General features: G+C 60.3%; 16 protein-coding genes. 6 read left to right on the top strand and 10 right to left on the bottom strand.

The window, feature by feature from the left end; translation table 11 throughout:
• Positions 1-7 precede the first annotated feature (7 nt).
• From BBI10_RS09370 to dadA, 4 genes are all read right to left on the bottom strand, one after another.
• Positions 8-556, bottom strand: coding sequence for a cupin domain-containing protein (locus tag BBI10_RS09370; RefSeq protein WP_065988249.1), 549 nt, complete (start codon positions 554-556; stop codon positions 8-10).
• A 160-nt stretch (positions 557-716) separates the two neighbouring features.
• Positions 717-1,790 (bottom strand): alanine racemase, encoded by a 1,074-nt coding sequence (alr, locus tag BBI10_RS09365; protein WP_065988248.1) that lies wholly within the window; start codon positions 1,788-1,790, stop codon positions 717-719.
• 44 nt (positions 1,791-1,834) lie between these two features.
• Positions 1,835-2,188 carry a RidA family protein gene (locus BBI10_RS09360; protein ID WP_065988247.1) on the bottom strand — a complete coding sequence of 118 codons (354 nt, stop codon included), beginning with the start codon at positions 2,186-2,188 and terminating at the stop codon, positions 1,835-1,837.
• On the bottom strand, positions 2,160-3,461 hold the full coding sequence (dadA, locus tag BBI10_RS09355) for a D-amino acid dehydrogenase (protein ID WP_065988246.1): 1,302 nt from the start codon (positions 3,459-3,461) through the stop codon (positions 2,160-2,162). The genes BBI10_RS09360 and dadA overlap by 29 nt, the downstream gene beginning before the upstream one ends.
• 153 nt (positions 3,462-3,614) lie before the next feature.
• Here dadA and dadR point away from each other — a divergent pair, with 153 nt between their 5' ends.
• Positions 3,615-4,103, top strand: a complete 489-nt coding sequence (gene dadR / locus BBI10_RS09350) for a transcriptional regulator DadR (RefSeq protein ID WP_065988245.1) — start codon at positions 3,615-3,617, stop codon at positions 4,101-4,103.
• A gap of 34 nt (positions 4,104-4,137) precedes the next feature.
• On the opposite strand, the gene BBI10_RS09345 is transcribed toward dadR, so the two are convergent.
• Positions 4,138-4,491, bottom strand: coding sequence for a YkgJ family cysteine cluster protein (locus BBI10_RS09345; RefSeq protein ID WP_065988244.1), 354 nt, complete (start codon positions 4,489-4,491; stop codon positions 4,138-4,140).
• A 153-nt stretch (positions 4,492-4,644) separates the two neighbouring features.
• Here BBI10_RS09345 and BBI10_RS09340 point away from each other — a divergent pair, with 153 nt between their 5' ends.
• Positions 4,645-5,955, top strand: coding sequence for an NAD(P)/FAD-dependent oxidoreductase (locus BBI10_RS09340; protein WP_065988243.1), 1,311 nt, complete (start codon positions 4,645-4,647; stop codon positions 5,953-5,955).
• 38 nt (positions 5,956-5,993) lie between these two features.
• Here BBI10_RS09340 and BBI10_RS09335 read toward each other — a convergent pair whose 3' ends face one another.
• Positions 5,994-6,227: a DUF1127 domain-containing protein gene (locus tag BBI10_RS09335; protein WP_065988242.1), complete on the bottom strand. Its 234-nt coding sequence runs from the start codon at positions 6,225-6,227 to the stop codon at positions 5,994-5,996.
• A gap of 177 nt (positions 6,228-6,404) precedes the next feature.
• On the opposite strand from BBI10_RS09335, the gene BBI10_RS09330 reads away from it, so the two are divergent.
• Both BBI10_RS09330 and BBI10_RS09325 read left to right on the top strand, forming a co-directional pair.
• On the top strand, positions 6,405-7,832 hold the full coding sequence (locus BBI10_RS09330) for a PLP-dependent aminotransferase family protein (protein WP_065988241.1): 1,428 nt from the start codon (positions 6,405-6,407) through the stop codon (positions 7,830-7,832).
• A gap of 46 nt (positions 7,833-7,878) precedes the next feature.
• Positions 7,879-9,483, top strand: a complete 1,605-nt coding sequence (locus BBI10_RS09325; protein WP_410928291.1) for a phospholipase D family protein — start codon at positions 7,879-7,881, stop codon at positions 9,481-9,483.
• Here the strand turns inward: BBI10_RS09325 and BBI10_RS09320 are convergent.
• Positions 9,480-10,625, bottom strand: a complete 1,146-nt coding sequence (locus tag BBI10_RS09320) for an MFS transporter (protein WP_065988240.1) — start codon at positions 10,623-10,625, stop codon at positions 9,480-9,482. The two genes, BBI10_RS09325 and BBI10_RS09320, sit on opposite strands and share 4 nt — an antisense overlap.
• A gap of 108 nt (positions 10,626-10,733) precedes the next feature.
• A complete protein-coding gene (locus BBI10_RS09315) occupies positions 10,734-12,227 on the bottom strand; it encodes an aldehyde dehydrogenase (RefSeq protein ID WP_065988239.1) in 1,494 nt (497 codons plus the stop codon).
• A gap of 259 nt (positions 12,228-12,486) precedes the next feature.
• Between BBI10_RS09315 and BBI10_RS09310 the strand changes: the two genes are divergently transcribed.
• Positions 12,487-12,849 (top strand): cupin domain-containing protein, encoded by a 363-nt coding sequence (locus BBI10_RS09310; RefSeq protein ID WP_065988238.1) that lies wholly within the window; start codon positions 12,487-12,489, stop codon positions 12,847-12,849.
• A 78-nt stretch (positions 12,850-12,927) separates the two neighbouring features.
• Here the strand turns inward: BBI10_RS09310 and rpmG are convergent, their stop codons facing one another.
• Positions 12,928-13,083: a 50S ribosomal protein L33 gene (gene rpmG, locus BBI10_RS09305; protein ID WP_010225867.1), complete on the bottom strand. Its 156-nt coding sequence runs from the start codon at positions 13,081-13,083 to the stop codon at positions 12,928-12,930.
• An 11-nt stretch (positions 13,084-13,094) separates the two neighbouring features.
• Positions 13,095-13,331 carry a 50S ribosomal protein L28 gene (gene rpmB / locus BBI10_RS09300; protein ID WP_037016669.1) on the bottom strand — a complete coding sequence of 79 codons (237 nt, stop codon included), beginning with the start codon at positions 13,329-13,331 and terminating at the stop codon, positions 13,095-13,097.
• A gap of 362 nt (positions 13,332-13,693) precedes the next feature.
• Between rpmB and BBI10_RS09295 the strand changes: the two genes are divergently transcribed.
• Positions 13,694-15,283 (top strand): ABC transporter substrate-binding protein, encoded by a 1,590-nt coding sequence (locus BBI10_RS09295; protein WP_065988237.1) that lies wholly within the window; start codon positions 13,694-13,696, stop codon positions 15,281-15,283.
• The last annotated feature ends 222 nt before the right edge of the window (positions 15,284-15,505 follow it).

Genomic DNA, 15,505 nt, shown 5'->3' with positions numbered 1-15,505 from the left:
GCGCTGATCAGAAATTCGCCGGCGTGGCAGCGCTGATGAGCCGCGCAGGAACGTCGTAGGGGTTGCGAAAGCGATGGGGTCGGGAGCTCTCGAAGTAGTAACTGTCGCCCTCTTCCAGCACGTAGGTATCAAGACCGACCACCAGTTCAAGACGGCCCTCAACCAGAATCCCGGTCTCCTCGCCCTCGTGCACGAGCATCTCGATGCCCGTGTCGGCACCCGGCGGGTAGACCTCGGAAAGGAACGCAATGGCGCGACTCGGATGGGATTTGCCGACCAGTTTCATGGTCACGGCACCGTCCGAGATATCGATCAGTTCGCTGGCTTTGTAGACCACTTGGGTCGGGTTTTCGGGTTCGAGCTCTTCGGAAAAGAACTCCACCATGGACATCGGTATGCCGCCCAGCACCTTCCGCAGCGAGCTGATCGAGGGGCTGACGCTGTTCTTCTCGATCATGGAGATGGTGCTGTTGGTCACGCCCGCTCGTTTGGCGAGTTCACGCTGGGACAGGCCTTTGAGTTTACGAATGGATTGCAGTCGTTCACCGACGTCCAATGCGGGAGTCCTCCTGATGATCAAGTTAGGTCAAGTGGTCGCCATCATGGCAACAGCGTTCAGTATTTACAACACTTGAGCCCAAGGCCGGATCAGCAAAGGGACTGGCGGCCATAACGGGCCGCGAAGGGGTGATTTGCAGGGGATCGGCGAGCGGCGATCAGGCCTCGGAATAGAGCCTTGGCACGCGCTTGAGATTGCAGAGAATCTGATAGGGAATCATGTCCGCGCTCGACGCAACATCACTGATCAGGATGTGCTTGCCCCACAGCTCGACGCGGCTGCCCACCCCTGCGCCCGGCACGTCGGTGAGGTCGACGCAGAGCATGTCCATCGACACACGCCCGAGCAACTGACTGCGATGACCGTCGACCATCACGGGGGTACCGGTGGGCGCCTGCCGCGGATAGCCGTCGGCATAGCCCATCGCGACCACACCGATGCGCATATTGCGCTCGGCGACGAATGTACCGCCGTAGCCCACTGGCTCACCGAAGGGCAGGTCACGCACGCAGATCACCCGGGACTCCAGGGTCATGACCGGCTGCAAACGATCGGCGACCGATTGCGACTGATCAAACGGCGTCGCGCCGTAGAGCATGATCCCCGGACGCACCCAGTCACTTGGCACGCTGGGCCAGCCCATGACGGCGGGGGAATTGCGCAGGCTGACTTCAGCGGCCAACCCGGCACGCGCCGATTGAAAAATCGCCACTTGCTCGTCGGTACGGATGCTGTCGAGTTCGTCGGCGCGAGCGAAGTGGGTCATCAGGACAATCTTGGCGGCCTTGCCGCTGTTCAGCAGCCGTTGGTGCGCCGCCTGAAAATCCGCGGGATGGATGCCAACGCGGTGCATGCCCGAATCCATCTTCAGCCACACATTCAGCGGCTTGCCGAGGGCGGTTTGCTCGATGGCATCGAGTTGCCAGAGGGAATGCACCACGCACCAGAAATCATGCTCGACGATCAGCGCCAGTTCGTCGGCCTCGAAAAAGCCTTCCAGCAGCAGAATCGGAGCGTTGATCCCGGCCTGACGAAGCTCCAGCGCTTCTTCAATGCACGCCACGGCAAAACCATCGGCTTCGGATTCCAGCGCCTGCGCAACCCGCACCGCGCCGTGACCGTAGGCATCCGCTTTGATGACAGCGAGCGCCTTGGCGCCAGCGGTGTCGCGCGCCAGCTGGTAGTTGTGGCGCAAGGCCTGAAGGTCGATAAGGGCGCGGGCTGGACGCATGGTGGGGCTTCTTGTGGGTCAATAGATGGATATAGGTGGATGAGCTACGGCAGCGCCGCAATCACCGACAGTTCAACCAGAATCTCCGGCTCGCACAGCTTGGCTTCAACCGTTGCACGCGCAGGGGCCAGGCCTTTCGGCAGCCAGGTGTCCCAGACGCTGTTCATGCCGGCAAAGTGCGCGTCGATGTCTTTCAGGTAGATCGTCACTGACAGAATGCGGGTCTTGTCGGTACCGGCCAGGTCCAGCAGTCGCTCAATGTTGTGAAGCGTTTCGCGGGTCTGTTGCTCGATCCCCGCCGCCATATCGTCGGCCACTTGCCCGGCAAGGTAAACGGTGCCGTTATGGACGACCAACTGGCTCATGCGCTCATTGGTGAGCTGGCGCTGAATGGACATGTTTTGCGATCTCCCTGGAACTGCCATAACGAGAAATATCGAGGCCTTCAGCACTGATTTGTGGCGTCTTGCGAGTGATAAGGTCAGCCAGCAATCTGCCTGAACCGCAGGCCATCGTCCAACCCAATGTGCCATGGCCAGTGTTCAGGAACAGATTGCTGTACGGCGTTGCGCCGACGATCGGCGTGCCGTCCGGCGTGGTCGGGCGCAGACCAGTCCAGAAGCTGGCCTGCTGCAGGTCGCCGCCGTGAGGATAGAGGTCGTTGACGATCATCTCCAGCGTCTCGCGGCGACGGGGATTGAGCGACAGGTCGAAGCCAGCGATCTCGGCCATGCCGCCCACACGAATACGGTTGTCGAAGCGGGTAATCGCCACCTTGTAGGTCTCGTCAAGGATGGTCGACGTCGGCGCCATCGCCGGGTTGGTGATCGGCACCGTCAGCGAGTAGCCCTTGAGCGGATAAACCGGCGCCTTGATGCCAAGGGGCTTGAGCAGTTGCGGCGAGTAGCTGCCGAGCGCCAGTACGTAGCGGTCAGCCGTTTCGAGTTTTCCGTTGATGCGCACGCCGTTGATGGTGTCGCCCGCGAAATCAATGGATTCGATGGACTGGCCGAAGCGGAACTCAACGCCCAGCTTCACACACATCTCGGCCAGACGCGTGGTGAACAGCTGGCAGTCGCCGGTCTGGTCGTTCGGAAGGCGCAGTGCGCCACTGAGGATATTGCTGACACTGGCCAGGGCCGGCTCGACCCGGGCAATGCCTTCACGGTCGAGCACTTCATACGGCACGCCAGCCTGTTCGAGCACCGCGATGTCCTTGGCGGCGTTATCCAGCTGTTCCTGAGTGCGGAACAACTGGGTCGTGCCCAGGCTGCGGCCTTCGTAGGCAATGCCGGTCTCGGCACGTAACTCATCAAGGCAGTCGCGGCTGTATTCGGAGAGGCGAACCATGCGCTCTTTGTTCACGGCGTAGCGGTTCTGGGTGCAGTTGCGCAGCATCTGCGCCATCCACAGGTACTGATCGATATCGGCTGTTGCCTTGATGGCCAGCGGCGCGTGGCGCTGCAGCAACCACTTGAGGGCCTTGAGCGGCACACCCGGCGCGGCCCATGGCGAAGCGTAGCCCGGCGAGACCTGCCCGGCGTTGGCGAAACTGGTTTCCATGGCAGCGGCCGGTCGACGGTCAACGACAGTCACCTCGAAGCCCGCACGCGCCAGGTAATACGCACTGGTGGTACCGATTACGCCACTTCCAAGGACCAGAACGCGCATGTTGATTCCCTCATCGCGGATATCCGCTGACGTTTTCAAGTTTAAGCAAGGATGTGCGCAGTATAAAAAGGCCCGAGCAGTGCTTTTGACTATATAAACGCCTATATTCGGCGTTTCTTCTCGGCAACCGACGCTTTGGCAGAGGGCTTATCGATGCGCACCCAGCACCAGTCCAAACGCGAGCTGGACAAGATCGACCGCAACATCCTGCGCATCCTGCAAAACGATGGCCGGATCTCCTTCACTGAACTGGGCGAACGGGTCGGGCTGTCTACCACGCCATGCACAGAACGGGTTCGGCGCCTGGAGCGTGAAGGCATCATCATGGGCTACAACGCCCGCCTTAATCCGCAGAACCTCAAGGCCAGCTTGTTGGTGTTTGTCGAGATCAGCCTGGACTATAAGTCTGGCGACACCTTTGAGGAATTTCGCCGCGCGGTGCTCAAACTGCCCCATGTGCTGGAATGCCATCTGGTGTCAGGGGATTTCGACTATCTGGTGAAAGCGCGGATTTCCGAGATGGCGTCGTACCGCAAGCTGCTGGGCGACATCCTGCTCAAGCTGCCCCATGTGCGGGAGTCCAAGAGCTACATCGTGATGGAAGAGGTGAAGGAGAGTTTGTGCCTGCCCATTCCGGAGTAAGCATCCGTAAGGGGCTCACCCCAGCTGGCTTCGGCTAAACCAGCACCTGCCGCGTCGAGGCGATGAACTCATGCACCTGCTTCTCGGCGCGGGGGTGAATCAACACATCAGGGCGGCGGCCATTGGGGCATGGCAGGGTTTTCGTGGTGCCAAACAGGCGGCAGATCAGCGGACGCTCGTCGTAGACGGTGCAGCCATTGGGTCCCAGGTGTACGCAATTCAGCTCGTTGAGGGCCGCTTCCTGCTCGGCCGGCGTCTTGCGCGGTAAACGCGACATTTCTTCGGACGACGTGGTCACCGGCCCGCAGCAATCGTGGCATCCCGGGACGCATTCGAACGACGGAATCAGCCGCCGCAGATCGCGGATTTTCTCGCTGTTGCAGGCCATCGCGGCAGTTTCTCCTGTGAAAGGTACTGATTGTGCCCCAGCGCCTCTGCGACTGACACCCGGATGATCATCCACCGGCATTTTCTTGCCCGGGCACCCTGACCCCGCTACCCTCCGTAAAATTTTCCAAACAGTGCTCTCGGGATATTCAACATGAATGCTCGGCCTCCCCAGCCCGGATTGTCTGATCACGCGGCGTCTTACTACGCCGCCACTCGCCATACCCAGCCTGACTCCCCTGCCCTGCACGGCGAGGTCAAAACCGACGTCTGCATCATCGGCGGCGGGTTTTCCGGGCTGAACACGGCGATCGAGCTGGCTGAACGCGGCTTGAAGGTGGTGCTGCTGGAGGCGCACAAGATCGGTTGGGGCGCGAGCGGGCGCAACGGAGGGCAACTGATCCGCGGCGTCGGCCATGATGTGGATCAGTTCAGCAATGTCATCGGCGAGGACGGCGTTCGTCAGCTTAAGCTGATGGGCCTGGAAGCGGTGGAAATCGTCCGCGAGCGTGTCAACAAATACCAGATCGACTGCAATCTGACCTGGGGCTATTGCGACCTGGCGAACAAGCCCAGGGAATTCGAAGGTTTTGCCAAAGACGCCGAAGAGCTGCGCAGCCTGGGTTACCGACATCCGCTTGAATTGATTGAAGCGCGCAACCTCAGCAGCATCATCGGGTCTCCCAACTATGCCGGCGCCCTGCTAGACATGGGCTCGGGCCATCTGCACCCACTGAATCTCGCCCTGGGAGAATCCGCCATCGCCCAGTCGCTGGGCGTGCAGGTATTCGAACACTCGGCAGCGACGCGGCTGGAATACGGGGCAGAAGTCAGCATTCATACAGCCCACGGACGGGTGCGCGCCAGTACGCTGGTGCTGGGCTGTAACGCCTATCTCAATGGGCTCGACGGGGGGTTGAGTGGCAAGGTTTTGCCCGCTGGCAGTTATGTCATTGCCACAGAGCCACTGAGCGAAGCACTCGCCAGCCAACTGATTCCGCGCAATACCGCGATGTGCGATCAGCGTGTGGCGGTGGATTATTTTCGGCTGTCGGCGGATCGGCGCCTGCTGTTCGGCGGCGCTTGCCACTACTCAGGCCGGGACCCGAGCGACATCGCCGCGTACATGCAGCCGAAGATGCTCAAGGTGTTCCCTCAGCTCAAAGACGTGAAGATCGATTTTCAGTGGGGCGGAATGATTGGCATCGGCGCCAACCGCTTGCCGCAGATCGGACGACTGCACACGCATCCAAATGTGTTCTATGCCCAGGCGTATGCGGGGCACGGGCTGAACGCAACGCATCTGGCCGGCAAACTATTGGCTGAAGCCATTAGCGGCCAACACAGTGGCGGGTTCGAGCTCTTTGCCAAAGTGCCACATATCACCTTCCCGGGCGGCAAACATTTGCGCTCGCCGTTACTGGCACTGGGGATGTTGTGGCACCGGTTCAAAGAGCTGGTCTAACCGAACTCGCCGCTGCGAGGCCGACTGCATCACAGGCCTCATTCGCGCCAGAACGGCTTGAGTCCTTCATCCCTCGCCTGCTCGCAGCTCAAGCCAATATCCTTCAGCTGCTCGTCAGTCAGTTTCAACAACGCGCGCCGGGTGGCCCGACGATGCTGAAACAGCCCAAACACTCCCAGCCCGTCCGGCGCGTTGATGCGCGAGCCTGCTTCATGGTCACGGACCAGCTCCCCTGCATACAGCGTTAGCCGAACATCACTTATTCCGCTCATTTCCAGACACCTCATGGTGGGTTTCGAGTGAATTCATGATGTGTCTGTATGGAAAACCATTACAGATCCAAAGAATTATTATTCTTTGCATACAGATCGGTTTAATCCCGCGCTGAATGCTGTATTTTCCCCACATCTGTATTGGTCTGCCGATCGCATCGCCTGTGGGAGTACGCCATGACCCTGTACCTCAACCTCGCCGAACTACTCGGCACGCGCATCGAAAACGGCTTTTATCGCCCCGGCGACCGGCTCCCCTCGGTGCGCGCGTTGAGTCTTGAGCATGGCGTCAGCCTGAGTACGGTGCAGCAGGCGTATCGATTGCTGGAAGACAACGGCCTCGCACTTCCGCGCCCCAAGTCCGGGTATTTCGTACCGGCCGGCCGCAGGACGCCCGCCCTGCCTGCGATTGGCCGCCCCGCGCAGCGCCCGGTGGAAATCTCTCAGTGGGATCAAGTGCTGGAACTGGCGCGAGCCGCACCCAGCCCTGACGTCGTTCAGCTGGGGCGCGGCATGCCCGACGTCACCAGCCCCACCTTGCGCCCACTGACCCAGGCGCTGGGCAGGATCAGCCGTCGTTTGGACATGCCCGGGCTGTATTACGACAACATCCACGGTCGGCGCTGCCTGCGGGAACAAGTCGCCCGGCTGTTGCTGGATTCCGGCACCAACATCGATCCGGATGATCTGGTAATCACCACCGGCGCTCAGGAGGCACTGGCCATCTGCATCCGGTCGGTGTGCCAGCCGGGCGACATCGTCGCAGTCGACTCGCCCAGCTTTCACGGCGCCATGCAGGCGCTCAAGGGGCTGGGCATGAAAGCCCTGGAAATCCCCACCGACCCGCTCACCGGCATCAGCCTCGACGCGCTGGAGCTGGCGCTGGAACAGTGGCCGATCAAAGCCATACAGCTGACCCCGAGCTGCAACAACCCGCTGGGCTACATCATGCCGGAGGACCGCAAACGTGCGCTGTTGACCCTGGCGCAACGCTTCGATGTGGCGATCATCGAAGATGATGTGTATGGCGATCTGGCCTACACCTACCCTCGCCCGCGCACGATCAAATCCTTCGACGAAGACGGCCGCGTTCTGCTCTGCAGCTCGTTTTCCAAGACGCTGGCGCCGGGTTTGCGCGTCGGTTGGGTCGCGCCCGGTCGATACCTTGATCGCGCGCTGCACATGAAATACATCAGCACCGGTTCCACTGCGACCCAGCCACAACTGGCGATTTCCGATTTTCTCAAGGCCGGGCACTACGAGCCGCACATGCGCCGGATGCGCGGCCAGTACCAGCGCAGTCGCGACCTGATGACAGGTTGGGTCACGCGCTACTTCCCGGAAGGCACCCGCGTGAGTCGCCCTCAAGGCGGCTTCATGCTGTGGATAGAACTGCCGGAAGATTTCGACTCCTTGCGCCTGAACCGCGCGTTGCAGGGACAAGGCGTACAGATTGCCGTTGGCAGCATATTTTCGGCGTCCGGCAAATACAGAAATTGCCTGCGCATGAACTTTGCTGCCAAGCCGACCGCGCAAATCGAGGACGCGGTGCGCAAGGTCGGCGCTGCCACGGCGTTGCTCATGCAGCGCGCTGACCCTGCATAACGTTGTGCAGCTTTTAACCTTTTGGAGAAAGCGCGGTCATATCGCCATGACTGATTTTCGAATGACCGCGTTGATGAACTTACGGGCGGTGCCCCTCCTCCTGGCTCTCGCCCTCGGCCTCAGCGGTTGCGCACACACGCCCGCCCCCGACGGTCCGAGTCAGGCACTCCCGGCGGCGCAGTCTTCTTTCGGGCGCTCGATCATGGCCCAGGCGGCGCCTCACGAGGGCCGCTCGGGCTTCCGCCTGCTGCCCAACAGCACCGAAGCCTTCATGGCCCGCGCCGAGCTGATTCGAAACGCCAAGACCAGCCTGGACCTGCAGTACTACATCGTTCACGACGGCCTGAGCACTCGGGCGCTGGTTGACGAACTGCTCAAAGCCGCCGATCGCGGCGTCCGCGTGCGCATCCTGCTGGACGACACTACCAGCGACGGGCTGGATGAAGTCATCGCCACACTTGCCGCGCACCCGAACATTCAGATCCGCCTGTTCAATCCGCTCAATCTGGGCCGCAGCATGGGCGCCACCCGTAATCTGGGTCGGCTCTTCAATCTGTCCCAGCAGCATCGACGCATGCACAACAAGCTGTGGCTGGCCGACGGCGCCGTGGCCATCGTCGGCGGGCGCAATCTGGGCGACGAGTATTTCGACGCCGAACCCAATCTGAATTTCACCGACATCGACATGCTCAGCGTGGGCCCGGTCGCCGAACAGCTGGGTCACAGTTTCGATCAGTACTGGAACAGCACGCTCAGCAAGCCGATCGATGACTTCCTCTACTGGCCGCCCGACCGCAAGGATCTGGCCACCGCGCGCGTGCGTCTGGCCGAGTCGCTGGATCAGGCACACGTGGACAAAAAGGCCTTGTATGAACGGCTGATGGACTATCGGCCTCACCCACGCATGAAGACCTGGCTCAATGAGCTGATATGGGCGCACAACCAGGCCTTGTGGGACGCGCCGACCAAGGTGCTGTCACGCGGCGAGCCTGACCCGCACCTGCTGCTGGCGACCCAACTGAGCCCTGACCTCGGCAACGTGCATAAGGAACTGATGCTGATCTCGGCCTACTTCGTGCCCGGGCAGGAAGGCCTGGTTTACCTGACCGGGCTCTCTGACAAGGGCGTGTCAGTGAACCTGTTGACGAACTCGCTGGAGGCCACCGACGTGCCGGCGGTGCATGGTGGCTATGCGCCGTACCGCCGAGCGCTGCTGGAGCATGGCGTGAAGCTGTTCGAACTGCGCCGCCAGCCTGGCGACCCGAGCAACGCCAAGGGCAGCGGTCCTGCATTTCTGCACACAAACCTGATCAAGGGCGGCTCGGAATCAAGCCTGCACAGCAAGGCGATGATCTTTGATCGGCAGAAAATGTTCGTGGGTTCGTTCAATTTCGACCCACGGTCGGTGCTGTGGAACACCGAAGTCGGCGTGCTGGTCGACAGCCCAGAGCTGACCGAATACCTGCGCGAGCTGGCGCTTCAGGGCATGGCGCCGGCCATCAGTTATCAGGTCAAGCTGGAGAACGACCGACTGGTGTGGGTAACCGAGGACAACGGCAAAATCCATACCCTGTCCAAAGAGCCTGGCGACTGGTGGCGCCGGATGAACGCCTGGTTCAGCACGGCGGTCGGCCTGGAAAAGATGCTCTAAGCCGCCACCGCCTGCGCGCCAAATGCCTTGGGACGCCGGGACAGGATGACCAACCCCAGCGCGCCCGCCGCCATCAATAACGGCAGCGCCTGACCGCTGACCCATTGGCTGCCAGCGCCTGCCGCCAAGGGGCCGAGCAGGCAACCGATCCCCCACAGCTGAGCGACATGGGCATTGGCGCGCACCAGGGCGTCATCGCGGTAACGCTCGCCAATCAGAATCAGCGACAGCGTGAACAGTCCGCCCGCGCTGGCGCCGAACAGCACCCACAGCGGCCAGATGGCGATTGTGTCGACCAGCAGCGGAATCGCCAGGCTCGACACCATCAGCACCAGCGCACACCCGGAGAACAGCCGCCGACGGGACACCCTGTCGGCCAGCGCGCCAATCGGCAGCTGCAGAAGCGCATCACCCACCACCACGGTACTGACCATCGCCAAGGCGATTTCAGGCGTGAAACCCTGCTGCAGGCAATACACCGGCAGCAAGGTCAGAATCATCGCTTCAAACCCGGCGAATAACGCGATGGCCCATGCAATGGCCGGCAAGCTCCGACAGAAGCCGCCGAGATCGCGCAGCGTCACATGGCTGGATTCCGCGCTCGGCGCGCCTGTTCTGCCCAGCAATAGAAACGGCGATACCGCCAGCAAGACGGTGCCCACCCAGAATCCGTAGTCCGCATCAGTGCCAAGGAAGCCGAGCAGCACCGGCCCGCCCAGCTGACTCAGTGCGTAGGAACTGCCGTACAGCGCCACCAGCTTGCCGCGCAGCCTTTCGATGACCAACTGGTTGATCCAGCTTTCGCCGAGCACGAACACAATGGTGAGGATTGTCCCGAGCATCAGGCGCAGGACCAACCAGATCCAGTAGTCAGGCAGTAACGCCAGCAAACCCACTGAAACCGACCCGGCCCACAGGCATAGCCGCATGAGGTTGGCGGTGCCGAGTCTTGAAGCGAGTCGGCTGGCAAGGCTGGCACCCAGTAGCACACCAATGGCCGGCATCGCAGCCATGACGCCGATGGCAAACGCTCCGTAACCCCAGGCTTCCAGACGCAGCGATACCAGCGGCATGCTCACGCCCAGCGCCAGGCCGACGCTCAATACCGACGCCAGCACGGCGAAATAAGTACCCCAACGCATCACCACGCTCCTGTGGCTCAAAAGGACGAAACAAAACAGCCGGGCTTTGAGTAAAGCCCGGCTGCGTTGGTTTTTTACAGCGACTGAGGGTTGATCGCGCGCGACTCTCTACAGCTTGATCCAGGTCGCCTTCAGCTCGGTGTATTTGTCGAACGCATGCAGTGACTTGTCGCGGCCGTTACCAGACTGTTTGAAGCCACCGAACGGCGCGGTCATGTCGCCGCCATCGTACTGATTGACCCACACGCTGCCCGCACGCAACGCCTTCGCGGTCAGATGTGCCTTGGACAAGTCAGCCGTCCACACCGCCGCAGCCAGGCCATAAGGCGTGTCGTTGGCAATCTGAATGGCTTCTTCAGCGGTATCGAAGGTCAGCACAGAAAGCACCGGCCCAAAGATCTCTTCCTGAGCGATCTTCATCGCGTTGGTCACACCGTCGAAAATCGTCGGCTCGACGTAGGTGCCGCCGGTTTCCTGAAGGATGCGCTTGCCACCGACGACCAACTTGGCGCCGTCTGTGTGGCCAGCTTCGATGTACGACAACACTGTATTCATCTGCTGGGTATCGACCAGCGCGCCAACGGTTGTCGACGGGTCGAGGGGATTGCCCGGCTTCCAGGCTTTCAGCGCGTCGATCACCATCGGCAGGAATTTCTCCTTGATCGAGCGCTCGACCAACAGACGTGAGCCGGCCGTGCAGACCTCGCCCTGGTTGAAAGCAATGGCGCTGGCCGCAGATTCGGCCGCAGCCTGCAGATCCGGCGCATCGGCGAAGACGATGTTCGGGCTTTTGCCGCCGGCTTCCAGCCAGACGCGCTTCATGTTCGATTCGCCCGAGTAGATCAGCAACTGCTTGGCGATCTTCGTCGAACCGGTGAATACAGCGGTGTCGACGTCCATGTGCAACGCCAGCGCTTTACCCACCGTGTGGCCGTAACCCGGCAGCACGTTCAGCACGCCGGCCGGAATACCGGCCTCAATGGCGAGTTGAGCGACGCGGATGGCGGTCAGCGGGGATTTTTCCGATGGCTTGAGGATCACCGAATTGCCGCTCGACAGCGCAGGGCCGAGCTTCCAGGACGCCATCAGCAGCGGGAAATTCCACGGCACAATAGCCGCCACTACGCCAATCGGCTCGCGAGTCACCAGGCCCAGTTGATCGTGTGGGGTCGGCGCCACTTCGTCGTACAGCTTGTCGATGGCCTCGCCGCTCCAGCTCAATGCCTGGGCGGAGCCGGGAATGTCGATGCCGTAGGAATCGCTGATGGGCTTGCCCATGTCGAGGGTTTCAAGCAGCGCGAGTTCTTCAACGTTTTCGTTGATCAGCTCTGCCAGACGAAGCATGGCTGCCTTGCGCTTGGCCGGCGCCAATCGCGACCAGACGCCGGAATTGAACGTAGCCCGGGCGTTTTCGACGGCGCGCTGCGCATCGGCGGCGTCACAACTGGCGACATGGGCGAGGAGGCGGCCATCGACCGGACTGATGCAGTCGAACGTCGAGCCGGATGCGGCGTCTGTGTATTCACCGTTGATGAAAGCACGGCCTTCGATTTTCAAATCCTGGGCGCGTTGTTCCCAGTCAGCATGAGTCAGGGTGGTCATGAAACGTCCTCCTCTTATGAAATAGGCGCGTCTTCGCACTCGAATCGGGCTTCAGGACAGTGCCTGACGCGTCATCGGATCGGCCGAAGGCATTCGCCACCCTAAACCAGCATTGGGCGGATTTCCAATATATTGGACATAAGCGGGCGAAATCTGGCCGGATCGTGCATTTTATTCAACAGTCCCCGCACTCGCTTGCGCTTTCCATCCGGCCCTCGGCAAGCAACAATCACGCAGCGCCCACTTTCAGGAATCAGATATGAGCATCGAAAGCATTGTCGACTTCAGCGAAGCCACTACTGCAGCGGAGCGTTTCACGCCTGCGGCTGAAAAGATTCTCAAGGGCGAGCCGAACCAGACGGTTTACAACCATTACAACAGCCCGTGCGGGCAGCTGAATGCAGGCGTCTGGGAAGGGGAAGTCGGTCAGTGGAAAGTGAATTACACCGAGCACGAGTACTGTGAAATCGTGCAGGGCGTCTCGGTCCTTCGTGACGAAGCAGGCAAGTCGAAAACCCTGCGCGCGGGTGACCGTTTTGTGATTCCTGCCGGGTTCAAGGGTACGTGGGAAGTGCTGGAAGCATGCCGCAAGATCTATGTGGTGTTCGAACAGAAGGCCTGAGCCTCAGGTGACCGACTTTATTTCACCCACAAAAAAGCCCGCATCGCTGCGGGCTTTTTCGTAAGACGCAAAAATCAATTACTTGATTTTGGCTTCTTTGTAGATCACGTGCTTACGAACAACCGGATCGAATTTTTTAATTTCGATTTTGTCCGGAGTCGTGCGCTTGTTCTTGTCGGTGGTGTAGAAGTGGCCGGTGTTAGCGGTCGACACCAAACGGATCAATTCACGCATGATTTTCTCCCTTAAACCTTAGCGCCAGCACGGCGGATTTCGGCCAGAACAACCGTGATACCACGCTTGTCGATGATGCGCATGCCTTTGGCAGATACGCGCAGACGTACGAAGCGTTTCTCTTCTTCAACCCAGAAGCGGTGATGCTGCAGGTTTGGCAGGAAACGACGACGGGTTTTGTTGTTTGCGTGGGAAATGTTATTCCCGGTTACCGGACCCTTACCGGTAACTTGACATACTCTCGACATGCCTCAGCCCTCTAAAACCACATGCCCAACCCGGCATGGGTTGGCCGCTTAATCTCTCAGTCATTTGGCGCCAGGCGCCGCGTTTCTTCAGGGGTCTTACCGGCCACACCTGCGGTGAAGGCAGCGGGCCCCTAGAAAAGAGCGCTGCTTTATACCAGAAAGCCCCCGGTGCAACAACACAAACCACGAATTGCCTGCCAGATAACCCGACCTTATACCCGGCAAGACCAGCGGCGTTAGGCGCGGCGGGAAATATACCACTCGTCGCGCCGTGGCGATTGTTCTGCGCCAATCGATGGTCTAGGGTTACTGACTCTCCAGACTGCGCCGGCAGATGGGCTCTCTCTGAAAGGAAAATCGCCATGCGCCTAGCCGTTCTACCCCTGTTGCTCGCGTCCCTGTCTGCGCCATTGCTGGCCCAGGCGGCGACGACGCTGAGCGTCTGCACGGAAGCCAGCCCTGAAGGCTTTGACGTGGTGCAGTACAACTCGCTGACCACCACCAATGCTTCGGCCGACGTGCTGATGAATCGTCTGGTGGATTACGACGCCAAGGACGCCAAGCTGGTTCCGAGCCTGGCGCAGAGCTGGAGCGTGTCGCCTGACGGCCTGACCTATGACTTCAAACTGCGCGCCGGCGTGAAATTCCATCACACCGACTACTTCACCCCGACGCGCGAGCTTAACGCTGACGACGTGGTGTTCAGCTTCAAGCGCATGCTCGATTCGGCCAATCCATGGAATAAGGTCGCCGCGCAGGGCTTCCCCCACGCGCAGTCGATGCAATGGCCATCGCTCATCAAGAAAGTCGAGGCGACCGATGCCACCACAGTGCGCATCACCCTGGACCACCCGGATGCGACCTTTCTGGCGACGCTCAGCATGGGTTTCGCTTCTATCTATTCTGCCGAGTACACCGCGCAGCTATTGAAGGCGGGCACCCCGGAGAAGCTGAACAGTCAGCCGATCGGCACAGGGCCCTTTGTCTTCAAGCGATTCCAGAAAGACTCGGTAGTACGTTACGAGGCCAATCCGGATTATTTCGCCGGCAAGCCAGCCGTTGATGCGCTGATCTACGCGATTACGCCGGACGCCAACGTTCGTCTGCAACGTATTCGCCGCAATGAGTGCCAGGTTGCCCTCTCGCCGAAGCCGATGGATGTTGCTGAAGCTGGCAAGGATTCGAACCTGAAGGTCGAAAAGACAGACGCCTTCATGACCGCTTTCCTGGCGATCAACAGTCAGCATCCCCCGCTCGATAAGCCGGAAGTGCGTCAGGCAATTAACCTGGCATTCGACAAAGACACGTACCTGAAAGCGGTATTCGAGGGCTCGGCGCGCCCGGCCAACGGTCCGTATCCGCCTAATACCTGGGGCTACGCCGGCGACCTGCCGGGCTACAAGCACGACGTGGCGAAAGCCAGGGATCTGCTGGCAAAGGCCGGTCTGAAAGACGGCTTCAAGACGACGATCTGGACTCGGCCGTCGGGTAGCTTGCTCAACCCCAACCCGAACGCAGGTGCGCAGTTGCTGCAGAACGACTTGGCCGCGGTAGGGATCAAGGCGGAAATCAAAGTTATCGAATGGGGCGAGCTGATTCGCCGCGCCAAGACCGGCGAGCACGACCTGCTCTTCATGGGCTGGTCGGGGGATAACGGCGATCCGGATAACTTCCTGACGCCGCAGTTCTCCTGCGCCGCGGTGAAATCCGGCACCAACTTCGCCCGCTACTGCGATGAAGGGCTGGACAAGCTGATCAGCCAGGGTAAGGCGGTGACCGATCAGGCGCAGCGCAGCAAGTTGTATCACCAGGTTCAAGAGCAGATCCAGAAGCAGGCATTGTGGCTGCCGCTTGCGCATCCAACGGCCTATGCGCTGCTGCGCAAGAATGTCGAGGGTTACAGCGTGAGCCCGTTTGGTCGTCAGGATTTCTCCAAGGTGACCGTGAAGTAATTCGCGAGAAACTATTGAAGGGTGTATTGAAGGGGACTGGTGTATTGGAGGGGACTGATTTATTTACAGCGCTTCACCGTAAATTAATCTGTCCCCGCTTTAAGCATCAACGACATGCCGCCTTAGCCTTTGATCTTGATACGCAGACTCCTCACCCCGCTGAACTCGACTTCGGCGTGGGCACACTCCGCTCTCGGGGACAGATTCATTTACGGTGAAGCT

Origin of the sequence: Pseudomonas graminis (genome assembly GCF_001705435.1) — a bacterium.
GTDB lineage: Bacteria > Pseudomonadota > Gammaproteobacteria > Pseudomonadales > Pseudomonadaceae > Aquipseudomonas > Aquipseudomonas graminis_B.
This window is presented reverse-complemented; position numbering and strand designations above follow the sequence as displayed.